At 59.1% G+C, this 15,572-nt stretch carries 24 protein-coding genes; 6 read left to right on the forward strand and 18 right to left on the reverse strand.

The window, feature by feature from the left end:
* The first annotated feature begins 152 nt into the window (after window positions 1–152).
* Window positions 153–1,037, forward strand: coding sequence for an HAD family hydrolase (locus tag NKG99_RS00150; protein WP_352863087.1), 885 nt, complete (start codon window positions 153–155; stop codon window positions 1,035–1,037).
* A 5-nt stretch (window positions 1,038–1,042) separates the two neighbouring features.
* A complete protein-coding gene (locus tag NKG99_RS00155) occupies window positions 1,043–1,702 on the forward strand; it encodes a hypothetical protein (RefSeq protein ID WP_352863088.1) in 660 nt (219 codons plus the stop codon).
* Between the two features lie 272 nt (window positions 1,703–1,974).
* On the opposite strand, the gene NKG99_RS00160 is transcribed toward NKG99_RS00155, so the two are convergent.
* The 3 genes from NKG99_RS00160 to NKG99_RS00170 all read right to left on the reverse strand — a co-directional run bounded on the left by NKG99_RS00160 (window position 1,975) and on the right by NKG99_RS00170 (window position 3,109).
* On the reverse strand, window positions 1,975–2,220 hold the full coding sequence (locus tag NKG99_RS00160) for a hypothetical protein (RefSeq protein ID WP_352863090.1): 246 nt from the start codon (window positions 2,218–2,220) through the stop codon (window positions 1,975–1,977).
* A gap of 90 nt (window positions 2,221–2,310) precedes the next feature.
* Window positions 2,311–2,514 (reverse strand): hypothetical protein, encoded by a 204-nt coding sequence (locus NKG99_RS00165; protein ID WP_352863091.1) that lies wholly within the window; start codon window positions 2,512–2,514, stop codon window positions 2,311–2,313.
* A gap of 73 nt (window positions 2,515–2,587) precedes the next feature.
* A complete protein-coding gene (locus tag NKG99_RS00170) occupies window positions 2,588–3,109 on the reverse strand; it encodes a hypothetical protein (protein ID WP_352863093.1) in 522 nt (173 codons plus the stop codon).
* A 461-nt stretch (window positions 3,110–3,570) separates the two neighbouring features.
* On the opposite strand from NKG99_RS00170, the gene NKG99_RS00175 reads away from it, so the two are divergent.
* Window positions 3,571–3,885: a hypothetical protein gene (locus NKG99_RS00175; protein ID WP_352863095.1), complete on the forward strand. Its 315-nt coding sequence runs from the start codon at window positions 3,571–3,573 to the stop codon at window positions 3,883–3,885.
* Window positions 3,886–4,362: 477 nt separating this feature from the next.
* Here NKG99_RS00175 and NKG99_RS00180 read toward each other — a convergent pair whose 3' ends face one another.
* The 15 genes from NKG99_RS00180 to NKG99_RS00250 all read right to left on the reverse strand — a co-directional run bounded on the left by NKG99_RS00180 (window position 4,363) and on the right by NKG99_RS00250 (window position 13,976).
* Window positions 4,363–4,824 (reverse strand): hypothetical protein, encoded by a 462-nt coding sequence (locus tag NKG99_RS00180; protein WP_352863097.1) that lies wholly within the window; start codon window positions 4,822–4,824, stop codon window positions 4,363–4,365.
* A gap of 322 nt (window positions 4,825–5,146) precedes the next feature.
* Window positions 5,147–5,500 (reverse strand): hypothetical protein, encoded by a 354-nt coding sequence (locus NKG99_RS00185; RefSeq protein WP_352863099.1) that lies wholly within the window; start codon window positions 5,498–5,500, stop codon window positions 5,147–5,149.
* Between the two features lie 243 nt (window positions 5,501–5,743).
* Window positions 5,744–6,055, reverse strand: a complete 312-nt coding sequence (locus tag NKG99_RS00190; RefSeq protein ID WP_352863101.1) for a helix-turn-helix domain-containing protein — start codon at window positions 6,053–6,055, stop codon at window positions 5,744–5,746.
* 237 nt (window positions 6,056–6,292) lie between these two features.
* On the reverse strand, window positions 6,293–6,433 hold the full coding sequence (locus NKG99_RS00195; RefSeq protein ID WP_352863103.1) for a hypothetical protein: 141 nt from the start codon (window positions 6,431–6,433) through the stop codon (window positions 6,293–6,295).
* A gap of 193 nt (window positions 6,434–6,626) precedes the next feature.
* Window positions 6,627–7,400, reverse strand: a complete 774-nt coding sequence (locus NKG99_RS00200) for a recombinase family protein (RefSeq protein WP_352863105.1) — start codon at window positions 7,398–7,400, stop codon at window positions 6,627–6,629.
* Between the two features lie 229 nt (window positions 7,401–7,629).
* Window positions 7,630–8,193 (reverse strand): terminase small subunit, encoded by a 564-nt coding sequence (locus NKG99_RS00205; protein ID WP_352863107.1) that lies wholly within the window; start codon window positions 8,191–8,193, stop codon window positions 7,630–7,632.
* A gap of 73 nt (window positions 8,194–8,266) precedes the next feature.
* Complete coding sequence (locus tag NKG99_RS00210) at window positions 8,267–8,962, reverse strand: class I SAM-dependent methyltransferase (protein WP_352863109.1); 696 nt, start codon at window positions 8,960–8,962, stop codon at window positions 8,267–8,269.
* 72 nt (window positions 8,963–9,034) lie between these two features.
* Window positions 9,035–9,232: a hypothetical protein gene (locus tag NKG99_RS00215; RefSeq protein ID WP_352863111.1), complete on the reverse strand. Its 198-nt coding sequence runs from the start codon at window positions 9,230–9,232 to the stop codon at window positions 9,035–9,037.
* 42 nt (window positions 9,233–9,274) lie between these two features.
* Entirely contained in the window at window positions 9,275–9,760 is a 486-nt protein-coding gene (locus NKG99_RS00220; protein ID WP_352863112.1) for a hypothetical protein, read from the reverse strand.
* Between the two features lie 90 nt (window positions 9,761–9,850).
* The gene (locus NKG99_RS00225; protein WP_352863113.1) at window positions 9,851–11,224 is read right to left on the reverse strand and encodes a primase-helicase family protein; all 1,374 of its coding nucleotides are present in this window, start codon (window positions 11,222–11,224) and stop codon (window positions 9,851–9,853) included.
* Complete coding sequence (locus NKG99_RS00230) at window positions 11,224–11,475, reverse strand: hypothetical protein (protein WP_352863114.1); 252 nt, start codon at window positions 11,473–11,475, stop codon at window positions 11,224–11,226. Before NKG99_RS00230 ends, NKG99_RS00225 begins: the two co-directional genes overlap by 1 nt.
* On the reverse strand, window positions 11,472–11,759 hold the full coding sequence (locus NKG99_RS00235) for a hypothetical protein (protein ID WP_352863116.1): 288 nt from the start codon (window positions 11,757–11,759) through the stop codon (window positions 11,472–11,474). Before NKG99_RS00235 ends, NKG99_RS00230 begins: the two co-directional genes overlap by 4 nt.
* Before the next feature lie 123 nt (window positions 11,760–11,882).
* On the reverse strand, window positions 11,883–12,101 hold the full coding sequence (locus NKG99_RS00240; protein WP_352863117.1) for a helix-turn-helix domain-containing protein: 219 nt from the start codon (window positions 12,099–12,101) through the stop codon (window positions 11,883–11,885).
* A 117-nt stretch (window positions 12,102–12,218) separates the two neighbouring features.
* On the reverse strand, window positions 12,219–12,710 hold the full coding sequence (locus NKG99_RS00245; protein WP_352863118.1) for a hypothetical protein: 492 nt from the start codon (window positions 12,708–12,710) through the stop codon (window positions 12,219–12,221).
* A 24-nt stretch (window positions 12,711–12,734) separates the two neighbouring features.
* Window positions 12,735–13,976, reverse strand: a complete 1,242-nt coding sequence (locus NKG99_RS00250; RefSeq protein ID WP_352863120.1) for a tyrosine-type recombinase/integrase — start codon at window positions 13,974–13,976, stop codon at window positions 12,735–12,737.
* 307 nt (window positions 13,977–14,283) lie between these two features.
* On the opposite strand from NKG99_RS00250, the gene NKG99_RS00255 reads away from it, so the two are divergent.
* From NKG99_RS00255 to kdpF, 3 genes are all read left to right on the forward strand, one after another.
* Window positions 14,284–14,508 carry an alkylphosphonate utilization protein gene (locus tag NKG99_RS00255; RefSeq protein WP_352863122.1) on the forward strand — a complete coding sequence of 75 codons (225 nt, stop codon included), beginning with the start codon at window positions 14,284–14,286 and terminating at the stop codon, window positions 14,506–14,508.
* Window positions 14,509–14,711: 203 nt separating this feature from the next.
* A complete protein-coding gene (locus tag NKG99_RS00260) occupies window positions 14,712–15,008 on the forward strand; it encodes a hypothetical protein (RefSeq protein ID WP_352863124.1) in 297 nt (98 codons plus the stop codon).
* Window positions 15,009–15,482: 474 nt separating this feature from the next.
* On the forward strand, window positions 15,483–15,572 hold the full coding sequence (gene kdpF, locus NKG99_RS00265; protein ID WP_019861144.1) for a K(+)-transporting ATPase subunit F: 90 nt from the start codon (window positions 15,483–15,485) through the stop codon (window positions 15,570–15,572).

Below are 15,572 nucleotides of genomic sequence, written 5' to 3' on the forward strand. Positions count from 1 at the left end.
TACGCAGCGTGATGGGCCCCACAAATCCCACGCCCCGCAGCGCGATCGCTGGTTGGGCCGCTTTAGGAGTTGTCGTCCCAGTGAATATGATGTTGCTCACCGTCCGATCAACCGGCTATGTGATCTACACTTGCGATAGATTCGAGAGAGAGATGCAACCCAAAAAGACTGCGCTAATCACCGACTTGGATAACACGCTTTTTGATTGGGTCGAGCTTTGGCTGAATTGCTTCTCACCCATGCTCGACGAGATCGCGGAAATCAGCGGTATTACAAAAGACAGACTAATTCCAGAAATACGTGAGGTCCATCGGAGGCACGGGACTTCAGAATATTCGTTTTTGATCGAGGAGCTTCCCTCCATTCAAAGGTTTCTGTCAGGTCGCGAGGCAACCAAGGTATTTGGAACTGCAATCGATATTTATCGCCGCCAACGCCGTGACTATCTAAGGCTCTTTCCAACGGTAGGAGAGACCTTGCTGACGATAAAGGGAGCGGGAACTCTGATCATTGGATACACCGAGTCGATGTCATTCTATTCAAACTACCGCCTCCGGCGCTTGGGACTAGACGGAGTGCTGGACCACGTCTTTTGTCCGGAAGACCACTTGTTGCCGGAAGGGCTTTCTCAAGAGGATCTGCGGAAGTACCCATCTGAACATTTCAAGCTTAATTTCACCAAACAGCACTTCACCCCAAAGGGATCAAAAAAGCCAGATACCGCAGTTCTCAACGCCATCGTGTCGGATTTGGGACTCAACAAGGCCGATTGCGTTTACGTCGGGGACAACTTGATGAAAGACGTCGCTATGGCACTCGACGGCGGGATTGAGGACGCGTGGGCAAAATATGGGCAGGCCCACAAGCGCCCTGAATATAAGCTCCTGCAGGACGTAACCCATTGGACTCTGGAAGAGGTTGAACGAGAGCAGAAGATTAAGGAGCGCGAGCACGTGGAACCAACCCACACACTTGATAGCTCATTTTCGGAAATCCTACCGCTGTTTGACTTTTGCGAATTCAAACAGGCGAAGTGATAAGCATGAAAGAAGCGCGGCGAAATGAAGTGATCGAAATTTGGAAGTCGATTATCGAAGTTCAACGGCATTTCAACGACGTTAGCATGCGCATCCGTGGTATGTTTGTGACGATCCTACTCGGATTCTTTGCGGCACTCGGATTTCTACTCGATCAAAATCTCAGCATCGAAATCGGTGACCTTCGCATTAAGTTCTCCACCCTGGTTCCAATGTTTGGATTGTTCGCCACGTGGCTGCTGTATTTCATAGACCGCTATTGGTATCACAGACTGCTCGTAGGTTCCGTAAAGCACGGAATAGCAATCGAACAGCAGTACAAAGATGAGATTCCAGAGCTATCGCTGAGCGCCAAAATTGGAGAAGAGAGCCCGTTTACGCCCCGGTGGCCATTGAGTTGGATAGCGAATCTACTCGTTTCCCATGACAAATTTCGACAGGAAGGCAGATTGCATTCCGACGGTAAGATTGAGCTTTTTTATAAGTCCGTCATGCTAGTACTGTTTTTAACGATGGCAGTCCTCTCTGTAGGGGGCGGCATTACTTTTTTCGACCACAATGCAACCGTCGCTCCCAAGGGTCCATTGTGTCCGCAAGCACTTCAGTCTTTGTGCGAAACAGTCTCAACGTTGGAAGAATTAATAGGTACCGGCAAGGGCAATTAAGCGACCGGTGACGGGCACAGCATCGAAAAGACACGTCGCGAGCCTCGCTCCTGGCAGCGTTGGGCAAGCGTATTGCAGGTGACACGCTAGCGTTTTCTCTCATGGTAGAAAGCCTTGAAACCCGAAAGGACGCCGAGACATGGGGCCCCACATTCGCCCCACCCCCGGCCTTCGGGCAAACCCCTGCGGGCCAGGTCGGGGTGGTCCAGCTGCCGTACCGGCTACCAGCGCGAGCCGAGCGATGTCCGCAGCATTGTGGTTTCGTCTCGCTGCTAGCCATGCTCGCGATGCGGCCAGACCTTCGCCAGCTTTGGGATCGCCCGGTGTTCGTTCGCCCATGCAATGGCCGCCATCCAGCTGGGCGCGACGTGCTTCAGCGTGTCGGAGGCGTAGTGCCAGATTTCGACGCGTGGGTCGCGACCGCCGGGGCGTTTGGTGTCGGTGGCGCGGGCGCGCTGCATTAGCGTGTAGCCGGCGACATCGCGCATCGAGGTGGGTTTCTGCGGGACGTAAGTCATGTGGCAGGCCTGTTCCTCACTCAGCAGCGGGGAGGTGACGGTGCAGGCGGCTGAAGTCGACCGTCAGCACCGGGAGCGGGCCCGCTGCACCTATCTGGCCGCAGCAAGAGCAGGAAGCAGCCGGAACGACTTCCGGTAGCCGGGGTTGGTCGGCTCGAACGTCTTGGTGATGACCTTGTCGGCGAGCTTCACGAACTCCGCCAGCGTCATCTCGACGTGGCCGCCGTTCGCGGTGTTGTCGATGACGACGATGTTCTGGGTACCGTTCCAGTCGAGGCGGTGCTTCACGGCCATCAGTATTTTCCCCTTGTGCGGTCGCTAAGACCGCGTGTGTATTAATTCAGCGAGATTAGCTGCCGGTGAAATCTTAGTATGAGACGGATTGATCGGCTGAGCCAATGCTGGCCTTGTCCATGCTCTGCTGGCAGGCAAGTAGCGAACGGACGGCCCGTTTGGTGTAAGCAAGGCTATACCGCCCCATCGAGTTTCCGTAGAACGAAATCCCGAAAGCATCCTTCAGGGCGAAGTCAACGATGAACGCCGGAGTTACGCTAAAAAAGAGTGCGCCATCGTCTGTGGCATAGCCGGTCAAGATCTCCGGACGACTATCAAGTTCTAGCGCAACAGCGTACTTCCCTCCCTTGAAGAAGTCATCTTTCCAGAGGTTATTGGTGACCAACAACCCGGCAGTTCCGTCATTCTTGACCGACATGCCGATAAAAGTACCACCATCGAAGTCTGAACCTGCAACGCACACGCTCGTGTTTTTACTGACTGTGATGGTCCAGTTTCCGATATTTTCCCAGTGTATTTGCTGGTCCGGATCATCACCAGCATTCGCAATTGCGGGGATAAGTATCGACAGTGCGGCGATCAGGATTTTTCTCATTTTGATTATCCCTTCGGTGCCTACCATTTCGGTGGCGGCCTTAGCCCGCGAAACCGGCGGCAAACACAAACTGTAGTGGACAGGCTCAGGCCTGTCGTTAGCGCCGAGTTTGGGAAATTGCCCCGCCGTCCATTTCTTATTGGCTTGTCAATCGGGGCGCGGCTTAAATGGATATTTTTGCCGCTTCGGATGCCGATACAGGTGAAGAGTGCGGCCTCGGTAGCCTTGCCGCCAATCCCACAAAGAGCTTTTAAGAAAGCGAAAACGTGCGGATTATAGAGGCCCCACATCGTGCCCCGCTCCCGGCCTTCGGGCAAACCGCCCCCGGGCGGTGCCGGGGGGACCACCACCAAGAAATGCGCAGCACACCGCTGCCGCGCTCAATCGACTTCTCCGTGGCGCATGTGCCCAACTCGATGAAGTCGTGCTACATGTGCGGCTCTCCGCCATGGGAGCATCACATGTACAAGAACCGTTTTTCCGCTCAGCGGCGGCGCATCCATGCCTTCGCCAGGGCATGGGCCAAAGCTTATCTGGGACCGGGCCCGCATCGCCCGCCGTCCATCGCCGTCGGGGCGCACGTCGTGACCGACTACGCCGTCAACTGGCTGGCCGAGCACGGCGAGATGCCCAACGGCATCCACACTGCTCGGGCAACGCGCAGCATCCCCGGTTTCTACACCACATATCCTGCACTGGAGGTCGACTTCAGCCCTCTGCATCGTCTGGCCTCCTCTGGGTCAGGAAATGCAGCCGCAGAAGGCAACGGGCCATGAAGCTTTGACGTCATGTTGGTGCGACAAGCGCAGAAGGATCAACGGCCCCTGCCTTGGCGAAAACTCTCTCTATCACCGCCGCAACCATCGCGTCTCATCATGGGGGCGCGATCAGCAAAGCAAGTTTTCAAGGGGCTTCCGTAAGTACGCGCAGTTCTCGGCGTCCAAAGCTTCGCGGCAAATCTGACGGGCCGGGAGGTAGGGCCACATTGCCATCAATCTTCGGCAGTCAATCAGCTAGGGTGTGTGTCCTGTTGGAGCCCCGAGCCAGCGGCGGCAGCTGTTCCATCTGCTGTATCCGACGGCGCTCGCCGATCAGGTTATCTCCCGAAAATAGCGATCCAACTCAGCTTTGAGGATTAACGTGCGCCTGTCTGATTTGTTCGGCGCGTCGCGACAGACGGATCGATCTGACAAGCTAGCTGCGATATGACGTAAAAGCCCGGCTTGGGAGGCAGGTACTGTGAAAACGACGGCCTAGGTCGCCTGCAATTTGCGGCGATGAAGCAAGCGGGCTTCATTGTAGACTTTCTGCAGCCTGAGCCTCGGAAAAAGCGCCGTGTGGCATTGCAGGATGCCCGCCATCACCCCGGCCTGAAACTTAGCAATTCCGGGGGCACTGGCATCGGCCACGACACGATCGAGATAAGTGCCGAACTCTTCGTACGGGAACTCGTCGGCTGGCATTTTCATCTCGATCATCATCTGCACCTGCTCGTTGACAATCATGGTCTTGATGATGCGGAAGACTAACGTGTCGACGACCGTGCGATAAACCCAAAAGAGAACACAAAAAGCATACCACCCGACGTAGATGCCGAAGAAGGTGTGCCAGAAGCTGGGGGTGAAGCTGCCGGTAAACAAGTTGGCGAGAAGTAAGATGGCCGACGCTTCGAAACCAATGCGCAGGAGCCATGCGATCGTGGTTGCCTTTGTCATCCTAATACTCGGCTCTCGGTTCTATTCAAGTCGGAGCGATCTTGAACGCCTGCCAAAGTCAAATCAACGCCCCTTTCCAGACCTCCCGGTAATTTGAGTCCAAGAACGTTCCAAATATTTAATTGTAGCTCATGACGCAGACAAACAGCGCGAGGAGCACGACCATCCGGCGGACTAGGCCATCCAAAACTCAAAGCGCGCGCCAGAACATGGGGCCCGGCCTTCGGGTGGAACCGGGAGGGTACCCGTGGCCCTCTAGAGGCCTCACTAGGCCACCCGGGCTCGGGCCGGCTAAGCGCCGCCGTCTGCACCAGACGATCCATCAGCGCCGCATGATCGAGTGCAGGATGGCCTGCACGTGCTCTTGCAAATCGAGTTCGCCACGCGCTTCGACGGCGAGCAGATATTTCGCCTTGGCCCGGCAGTCGTCCCGACTGACCGGAGGATAGGAGCAGACGGCCAGCAGCGCCTCCTGCTCGACCCCGTCGGCCCGCTCGCGGTCATCCCTGCTGCTCCCCGCTCGATGAACAACACGGTGGAACGCGGCATAGGCCGCCTCATGGGCCGCGATCAGTGCCTCCAGCTGCGGCGACGTCTTTACGTCAGCGCACACTGGGTCGACGACAACCGCTGCGCCGGTCAGCGCGAGAAGAGTGCGACGGGTGATCGCGGGCATGGATTATGTCCTCCTGGCTGCCGATCATGCCGACCATAGCATCGCCGTGCCAGGCCGCAGAGATGGTCAGATGCTATCTGCTGACAATACGGTCAGTTGGCCATTGGAACCCAGAAGGTGTGGTGAAGTGGGCACATAAACGCCCTGAGCCATCAAGTTGGGCGTTCTGGAGATGCGAGTTCAGGGAAATTGGTCCAAAGCTTGCCGATGAGCCGAGGCAGTTGCTCCGTTGGCCGCCGTTGATCAGGACACCTCCCGCAAGTACCGCTCCAACTCGGTCGCGAGGACTAAGGTGCGCCCACCTGCCTTGCTCCGTTGCAATTTCCCCTCCTTAAACAAGCTGTAAAATTTTGCCCTTGAAAGACCCGTGGCCTCGCTCGCTTCTCGCAGCGTATAGGCAAGTTTCTTGTTCAGGCGAACGTTGTCAACTTCAGGAGGGGTTACCCTGTTCTGCTGCAGTAATTCCAGAATGTGGGCCACGTCATCTTCGATGCGCCTCAATCGACGATCAAAATCGTCCACGAACGCAGCCATTCCCTCAAATGCATTGTTCAATGGTTCAGCCTCGGTCTCCGATCAGAAATCGATAACACGGTGAATTGCCGACCCGCAAACAGCAGTGGTCAGATTGGAGGAGGGCGCGCCGCTGTTTCGGCTCTGCGCGCCGGAACATGGGGCCCCCAAAGCCACCCCACCCCCGCTGCCGACAAACCCGGGCGGGGCGGGTACCGGGTGGTCCAGCCGCCCGTACTCGGTGTGTTCTTGCGTAACTCAACTCAGCGAGCCCGACGGCTAGGCAGTGACCGAGGAGAGCGGCGAGATATGAGCAACATAGCTCTCGGGATAGTCTGGATCATTGCGCAGGCGAGTGAAGTCGACCGTGCGCTCGGGACCAACAGTGAAGCCCGGCGACCGGGCCACGGTTGCTGGCACGACATGCGTACCTGAGGGCAGTTCATCATGGTCGTCGAGCCACTGCCGCATGTAAGCCCAAAGGTGGTACGCGCAGACACCCGGCCCCACGTCGCCACGTTCGTGCTGTGCGTGCCCCGGTAGTAGTTGTCAGCATAGCGCCGGGCGAGCTTTCGGATTTGCTGCTTTCTGTTCATCCTGAACGTGTAGCACGCTACCAGCGCGAGCCGAGCGGCGTCCGAGAGCCGGGCTCAGCAACCTCTGCAGCTTCATCTTGCAGCGCCGTCGCGATTGGCTGGCGCGGACTGGACTTCATACGAGCATCGCGATTGACGATGTCTGTCACCTGAACCGCAGTCCACGTCCCGCCGCGCGCGGTGGCGATGCCGCGCGCATTTAGTGCCGCCGCGATCTGCCTCAGGGATTTGACCCCGCTCGCTTGGATGTCGCGGATAATCGGGAGGAGGTTGGTCGCGAAAGCGTCGGCCTGTGTCATACGAACCTCCCGTGACCTTTGCTGAGCGAGGGAAAGGTCGGGGCTGCCGAGCACGGTGCCGCGCGCCCTTGCCGCCGCCAGAGCCTCCTTGGTGCGCCTGCTGATCACCGCGCGCTCCTGCTCGGCGACCGCCGCATAGATGTGCAACATGAAGGTCTCGACCTTGGGGCCAAGCTCGGCGACGATGAACGGCACCTTCTTCGACATCAGGTCGCTGATAAACGCCACATCGCGCGAAAGCCTGTCCAGCTTGGCGACGACCACCGGGCAACCGCCGTTGCGCTTGGCTGCCGCCAACGCTGCCGAAAGCCGTGGCCGTTTGGCGAGCGCATCGGCTCCCTTGCCAGTTTCGACCTCGACAAACTCGCCGACGACTTCGAACCCCTCGGCCTCGACGAAGCGGGCGATTGACTGGCGCTGGGCATCGAGGCCGAGGCCGCTCTTGCCCTGACGGTCGGTCGAGACGCGAAGATAGGCGATTGCGGGCTTCATAGGCGACATCCGTGTGTGTAAGGAATGTATACGCTCGTATTCAAACTTTACAAGGTCATCAGAGGGTCGGAAGAAGAGGTTGCACCGGGGTTCAGCGGGCAGTGACGTTGACTCTGCCGGGCGGCCCGTAGAACGGCGCAAGGTCCTTCGGGAGGTAGGAACTCCGCCCGGCCCCGAGCGGGCCTCTATGGCCGCACGAGGTGCCTTTGCGGGGGTGTCCTCGGCGACGTTAAGTCGAACCCGACTTCGCCTGTATGGCCGCCTTGGCCCGCCGGATGGTTTCGATGATCCCGATCTCCTCCTCCGGCTCCGTCTTCTCCGGTTCAGCGGCGGGCTTGCCGTTACCCAGCTGCGTTGCGGAGGTCTTCGGCCTGAACCGCTCCTCCCACTCCTGCAGCGACATTTGTCGGACCGCGCCAGGCTCGCGCATCGGACGACGGACTGCGGTCTCGATTTCGGCCTTGTCAGTAATCAGCCCGAGCAATTTGGCCTTGCCAAGGATTGCGCCAGCTGCTGCCGAGTATTGCCTTGCCGCCATTGCGCCAATGCGAGCTTGCTCCAATTCTTCGACGAGGCCGTCAACAGTGACGTCCGAGCGTATTGCAGCCTCAGCCTGCAACTCGGCAACACGGGCGGCCACCTTAGGCATCCTGACCAGTTTCGACGCCTCCACCTCAGCAGCATTGCCGCGCGCCGCATAGCCTGCCTCGATGTAGGCGCGGGACTGGGGGAGGCCCTCGGCAAGGGCGTGGCAGAAACGCTCGTGCCTTATGTTCAGTTTGGACTTTGGCATGGTGGTGTCAGAATACCGCAGTCACCCGATTGACGCCACAGCGATTAACACCGGCGGTGCCCTCGCCGCGTTGTCAGTGGCTGTATCGATAAACCCGTGCCAACTGGTTCGGTACCGTCAGAAGCTCGTCTACCCGCTCGAAACCAGCCTCGCGCCCCATTGCCATCCATGTCGCCGAAGTCTCGGCATAATCCGACGCGCGACAGTGGCTATCAAACGCGGCAAATTCCTCGTCAGTGACCATCGACCATTCCGGTCGCAGCCGCCCGAACCTTTTGAACCATCCTTCCCGATCTTCGCCCTCAAGACAGGTTGGCTCCCAGATCAGGAACAGCCCGGTGCACGGCAGCACAGATCGAACCCGCTGCATCAAGGCCTGCTTTTCACTTGGGTAACGGAGATGGTGAAGGGACTGGCCAATCCACACGACATCGACAGGTTCGTCCCACGCGTCGAACGCCTCAACGAAATCCTGACAGCGGAGATCAACCGGACAGCGTAGGTCGCTTAGCGCTTTCCGGGCCACGTCGAGCGATGGCTGTGAAATGTCGATCCCAATGTAGCGCCCGACATTGGTGCCCTTCAGTGCCTCTGCCGAGGCAGTGGCGGTGCCGCAGGCGACGTCTAGAAACACGAACTGATCAGGAGCTTCGGTCAACAGAACCTGCCGCAGGATGTCATAGACCTCCTTGTGCGCCATGTAATTCAAGCTCACGACCTTTTTGTAGGCTGCCAACCCTTTCGCGAAGAGTTCCTGATCGGACGGCATGTGCACCTCCTCTTGCGTGTGGAAGCTTACCTCAACGGCGTGGCTGCCGCCACGGTCTTGCGCGCCGTCGCATTAAGGCGCTGGCCCGCGTGCCGACGCGGCGCGCAACAAATTGGCGCGCTTGATGGCTCGCATGGCATCCGGAGCGGAGGGCTTGAATTGCTTCATTAGGGTCGGCAAGGTATTTTCTACGCTTCCGACAGGCTGCTTTGCGAGCCAGTGGGCAGCCCGCTCGACCGGCGTGAGGGACGGGGTGGTGATCTCCGGCATGGTCTGTCCTCCTCCTAGCTTGCCTCCTCCCAGCTTCGCCTATCAAGACCTGCCGTGATCGGACGGGCAAGATTGATAACGCAGGACAACCCTTTTGTCGGAAGCCTCGGCCAATGGGCTATTCAGGCGGGCGAACAGATGCATCAAGAGGTCATCCGGGACATGCGGCGCGTCTAATGATGGCCACAGGCGGGTTGCCGGATGGTTGCCACCGATTGCCGCCTCGAACGCATCGAGCAGCACGTTGGCGACCCGCACCGCCTGCACCTGCTGATCCTTCGACATGCCCGCCTCTTCGGCGGCCTGCCGCTGGGTGGTGGGGGCACCCCCACCATCCTTGGAAAACTGGTTGCGGCCCTTGCCGTCGAACTCCTTGAGCAGTTCACCGGCCCGCCTGACCGCCCGTGCCTTCACCCGCATGGCGTAATCCAGCAGCGTGTCGTCGTCGGCCTGCCGGGCGTAGGAGGCCAGCGCCTCGGCCTTGTCGGCAGGGTTCCAAGGGGTCGGCTCATCCGACAGTGCTGGCACTGGTGGCAGTGATCTGTCATTTCAGCGGATTTGTACCGCCGCGTACAAAACATGCGAGTTGGAGAACCAGTGCCACCAGTGCCAACAGTGCTAGGCTTCGCCGCTGCTGTAGAGGTCCATTGCCGCATCAAGCCGGGCTCTTTCCGACAGGGATCGGAGACCGTACACGACCTGCCTGCGCTGATTGATTTTCCATAGGTGATTATTGGTGTGCGGGTTCTGCACCCGCACGTATCCGATCTTTTCGAGAATTACCGGGACAATCCGCCGATTCTTCTGGTCTCGCACCCATGTAGCGAGCGGCTCCGGCAGGTGCGCGGTAAGCTTGTCGGTACTGAAGGCGATCGGCGGCCTTCCCCCATTGCCTTCGGTCATCTTGTCGATGGCGTCCGAAAATTCGCTCTCTCCTGAACTCCGGTTTGCATCGACGATTTCCCAGAACGCGGCAGTCTTCGGCGGTGGTGCCTTGGCATTGAAGTCAGATAGATCAAATTCCCTCAGGTAGGCAGCGACATGCCCGTTGCCGCCGCCCTCGTCGTACCAACGATAGAGCCTCTGGAAGTAGTCGCTGTCGAGCGCTCCCGGCTCGCCAGCGGCAGGCAGTTTGGACCAGGCGACATAGTGCCGTCGGTCATCAGGGGGCAGATAACAGCCGTCAGTCAGATAGTTCGACGTAATGATGACGCCGACGACATTCAGGACGCTATGCTCACGAATGTTCTTCTCATCGCAGCGCAGCACCTCCGGCGGAGCCGCTGTCAGCGGCTTGCAGTGCTCATAAAAGGCGAAGCGGTCTATCTCGCCGAGATCGCGGGCCTCATTGACCCGCAGGATGACGCTCTTGAAGAAGCCATTGAAACGGCCCAGCAATTGCGGCGGCGACACCTCGGCAAAATTCCATGCGCCAACGGCATGGACGACTGGGTGCAGAAGAGTGTCCTTGCCGATGCCAGGCGGCCCCCCGAGCAGCAACGCGTGATTGATCTTCTCGCCCGGCTTCTGCACGCGGTGCGCAAGCCAGCGGATTATGTGCTCGGCGTTGTCAGGATAGACCGCTCGGACGTGCTCGAGCCACGGACCTGCAAGTTCTGGTCGCCCCGGCAGCAATCCGGGTGGCCTGTATAAGTTGAAGATGGTCGAGCCGCTGCGGTCAATGAACCCGCCTTCAGCGACCAGCTTGTCGCGGATAATCATCGGCTCGCCGGGAAACCATGTTAGTTGCTCTACCGGCTGGTGGCGGTCAAGCCATGCGGATGCGCTTAGTTTCTCTCCATTCTCCATCATCGGCGGCAGACGAGAGTTTACGCTTGATGCCGGCCACAACTCGCGGGTCGGGGCGAAGATGAAGCGGTGTTGCGGCATGTAAGCGAAGAAATCTTCAAGCCTCACCCCTTGCGGGCTCTCAATCTCCCATGGCTGCAACTCGTCTTGATCCCAGAAATCCTCGTCGGCGTCACGTGTCATCAGTAGCTCCTGCCGTGCCGGTGGCGATATTCGACAGCCGCGCGGACCATGTGCTCGGGAACGGGTTGGGGCCTGCGCCCAGCCCAATCGGCGACAAGGCCTGCACAGTCACAGTAGAGGTGGTCGAGCGCCGCGCAGGTGTACCCAGCGTCATCGAGCTTCAGCGTTGCCGCGTGCAGAGCATTGCGCGCAAACCGCAAAAGCCGCACAGCTTCCATCACGTCGGTGTCGGGCGGCTTGAAATCGATCATTGCCGCGTCTCCGGCTCGATGACATCGACCTCGCCCTCCGTGTCGGCCACGACAACGGTGCCGCCGAGCATTGTTGCGACGTCGCGCAAGAAATCCGCCCGCGCGTCTCGATAGGCGTCAAGGAAGCGACGGCCCGCGCGATGCGAGCGGAACACAGGACGGGCCGGGTACCACTTGCGGCTCAGGCCGGAGGAGCCAAAGGCGAACTCGACCTCGTAGCCGTGAGGGAGAGTGACGCGGCGGCGAAACGGCGGCAACTCTGTGAGCGGCAACGGTGCAGGCATTGGACGCCTCCTTGGTCAGGAGCCGGGCAGTTGACCTGCGCTTCAAATGGGGGGTAGTTTCGGACCGTCTCACCAGCCTGAAAACAACCTTGATCCGCCGCGCATGGGTAACTGCCGGCGGGTCTAGGCTGCCTTGTGGTTGAGTTCCTTCAGGATCAGCGTCCTGCCCCGGCTGCGGACCGCCGGAAGGCTGCCGTCGGCGATGCGCCGCAAAACCGTCCTCTGGCTCAGGCCGGTCATGTCCGCAACCTCCTTGATCGAATAGGCAAGTCGGTTGTCGGACAGCTTCGAAAGGAGGTCCACGATGGGATCAGTACGCTCGACCCCTGCAGTGGTGTTCATGGCTGGCACTCCTCGAAAGGGATAGACAGCCCATGACAGCACTATTGAAATCGCTTTGCAAAACAACGATTTGGCAGTTTCACGACGATTTCGAAGGCCGATTCGACCCTCTTTTCGTCATGACCATGTGATCGCGTCGCCAAACAGCAGAAGCTCGTCGCAGTGCTCCTCAAAGCAGTCGCGCACTACGTTCTCGCTGACGCCGAAGTATGAGGCCGTTTCAGCGACCGCTTTCCTCAACTTGCGCCGTCGCAGGGAGCGCCGCCGTTCGTCCGCGTCGAAGATCGCCGCCAGGGCGAGCTTTGGGGGCTTGGGGTCGGGGACAAGGCGATGGAAAACCGAAAGTGCGATCTCGTTGCGGGGAACCTCGCACTCCCGGGGCTCTCCGGTCGGCGTCCTTTTGCATTTGACCGGGCCAGCCGGCCTGCCGGTCTTCGCCTTTGCCGCTGCGGGGAAGGTGCCCGTTCTGCAGTACCTGAGCAAAAGTCGGGCTGCCATCCGCTGCTCGGGATCGTCGGACCTCCAGAGCATTCTCACGATATGGGCGAAGACGCCGGTCTCGTCGCCCTCGTCGGCCATCGCCTTCAGATAAGCCGCGCGGATGGCCATGTGGCTGTCGGACCCCATGCGCGGCTACTTTCTCGCCACCTTGCGCCGCCCATCAAGCGGGATCACCTTGTCCTTGCCATCGCCGCTGGCGAGGAAGTCGGCCCACGCCGTCATCAGCTTGCGGCGACGCTCCAATGCCGTTCCGCGCCGGTAGGCCTGCTCGGCCTTGTCGCCTATAACATGCGCAAGCGCGGCCTCTGCCACCTCTCGCGGAAAGTCGGTGCAGTCGCCGACCCAGTCGCGGAAAGAGGACCTAAAGCCGTGGATGGTCGTTTGGTCCTTAAGTTCCCATCGGCGCAGCAGCATCTCCATCGAGGCTGCCGAGATCGGTTTCCCCTTTCTCTGACCGGGGAAGACATACGGGTTGTCGTTGCGCTTCGGCACCAAGCGCAGGAGCGCAACAGCGCGTGGCGACAGCGGCACCTCGTGCCTGCGCCCGGCCTTGATGCGGCTTGCCGGGACCGTCCAGACCTTCTGCTCGAAATCGATCTCATCCCATGTAGCGCCAACCGTTTCGCCCGACCGCGCAGCCGTCAGGATCGTAAACTCCAACGCCTTCGCATCCATGCCGCTGGCCTCGCGCAGGCGCTGCATGAAGGCTGGCACGCTCCCATACGCCATCGCGCGATGATGGCCGCGCCGCTTCAGCTTTTCAGGCTTCGGCAGGATCGAATCGAGATGGCCGCGCCAAAGCGCCGGGTTCTCGCCGGAACGCCATCCCTTCCCCTTGGCAAATGACAACACTCGCTCGATACGGCCACGCAATCGGCTTGCCGTCTCGGGCTTTGCTGACCAGATGGGCTTCAGAACCTTCAGTACATCTTCGGTGCCGATTGTCGAAACCCGCATCGGCCTGAGATGCTTGCAATAGGCGTCGCCAAGCGTCATCTCCCATTGGGCCCGGTGCTTCGAGTTCCTCCACGAGGCTTTCCGATCCTCATCGAGGAACAAGTCGACGCACTCGGAGAAGGTCTTGTCGGCCTCCTCGCGCTCCGCCTCTTGACGCACCTGCAGCAAGGGATCACGGCCAGCAGCGAGGTTCTTGCGAGCCGCTTCAGCCTTACCGCGCGCGTCGCCTAGGCCGTTATCGGGATAACGTCCCAGCCCCATCGCTGTGCGCTTACCGTCACGCTTCCACATGAAGACCCAAGATTTTGACCCGCCCGGCTCAACCTGAAGGTAGAGGCCGCCGCCATCGCTGTGGCGTCCCGGCCTTGCTTCGAACTTGACCTCCTGAGCGGAGAGCTTGTTGGTGGGGCGCGCCATTTCACTTGCACCTTTCCTTGCACCTCTATGGTGTCATTGGAAGGTAGTATATGTCAGCGCGCGACCCGTTGGAATGGGCAAATTCGTTGTATTTGCAGGGATTTTCAGTTAGCCATGCCACCGTGCGTCACCCTATGTCACTCCACCTTTGGCGGACGCTCTCTCCGCCAGCCCACAAAAAATGGTAGAACCCTCTGATATCGTTGCGTCTCGTAAGGGCGCCAGAAGGATCACGCGTGAACGCCCACGAGCCGATTTTGGAATTGTTACGTGATCTGGTAGTGGTGATCCAATCACAGGAGACGGCATGCCAAACGATGTAATCGTGCGCGACAGCAACGGCGCTCAATTGAATGACGGCGATTCCGTCACGCTGATCAAGGACCTCAAAGTCAAAGGCTCCTCGGAGACGATCAAGCGGGGTACGCTGGTGAAGAACATTCGCCTCAACGGCAATCCCGGCGAGATCGAATGCAACACCAAGCAAGTGAAGGGCCTGGTGCTCAAAACCGAGTTCGTGAAGAAGGCGTGACCCTCAAGGCTGCAATCAAGATGCAGCTTCGGTAAATATCAACCGTCTCGTCCTTGCCAAAGAGCGCACAAGGCCAGTGATTGTTGCGGCGTATAGTTCTCGGCCCGCAGCGCGACCAGGCTTGTGAAAGTTTTATCCGCATTTTAACCAATGAAGCTCATCGTCCTAAATGGTGAGGTATCGACTCGCGAGGGCGGGGTGGAATGACTGACCTGGATGACGAGGCTGACGTCGCAAAACCCAGCCCATCCAAACGCTGCCGAACAATAGTTCTGAAGACAGTCCAGTTTGTCTCGCCTGCCATTTCGATAGGATGTGCCGCCACGGTCGGCTATTTCGCCTATATGGACGCCAACCAAAAACCGCCGGCCGATATGGCAGCGCTGGCGGTGTCGATCCTCAAGTCCAGCGATGCTTCCCCGGAAATGCGGGAATGGGCCTCGGATGCCATAGGAATACAAAACGATATTGGAATGCCGGCCAAATCCATTCAGCAATGAATGCACCTCCCATCGTCATGGGTGAAAGCCACACCCCGACCACAGAAGCCCGGCTCGGCCCCCCAGCCGGGCTTTTCGCTTTTTCGGCGTTCCGGGCCGGCTGCACGATGACGTCCCGCATGGCCGGCATGACGGCCAGCCGGTAGGGCGTGCGCGACGCACCGACCGCGACCCCTGGGATGGTCGCCAGGCCAAAACCTTTATGAAATTCCTATTTCTTTCCGCCCCGTCCCGTCTCGAACCTTTATGGCGATCGGGTCCATATTCCCCTTGAGAAAACACAACCGGTTCCGTCAGCGGCAAAAAATGCGGCGGGCCATGGCGTCGCGAATCTTCGTCGAGGGCGCAAAGTACAAGTGAGCAAAAGGAACAAACATAATGGACGGCATTGTTCTTGGGATCGGGGTTTTGTTTTTCGCCCTGTTCTTCACCTATGTCAAAGCCTGCGACAGAATTTGAGCTGAGGATAGGACCATGCTTTTCGATTACATCCTCGGTGGTGGCGTGACCTTGTTCCTGCTCGCCTACCTGACCTACGCGCTCGTTCGTCCAGAACGCTTCTGA

The sequence above is a fragment of the Mesorhizobium sp. M1409 genome (assembly GCF_040317535.1).
GTDB lineage: Bacteria > Pseudomonadota > Alphaproteobacteria > Rhizobiales > Rhizobiaceae > Mesorhizobium.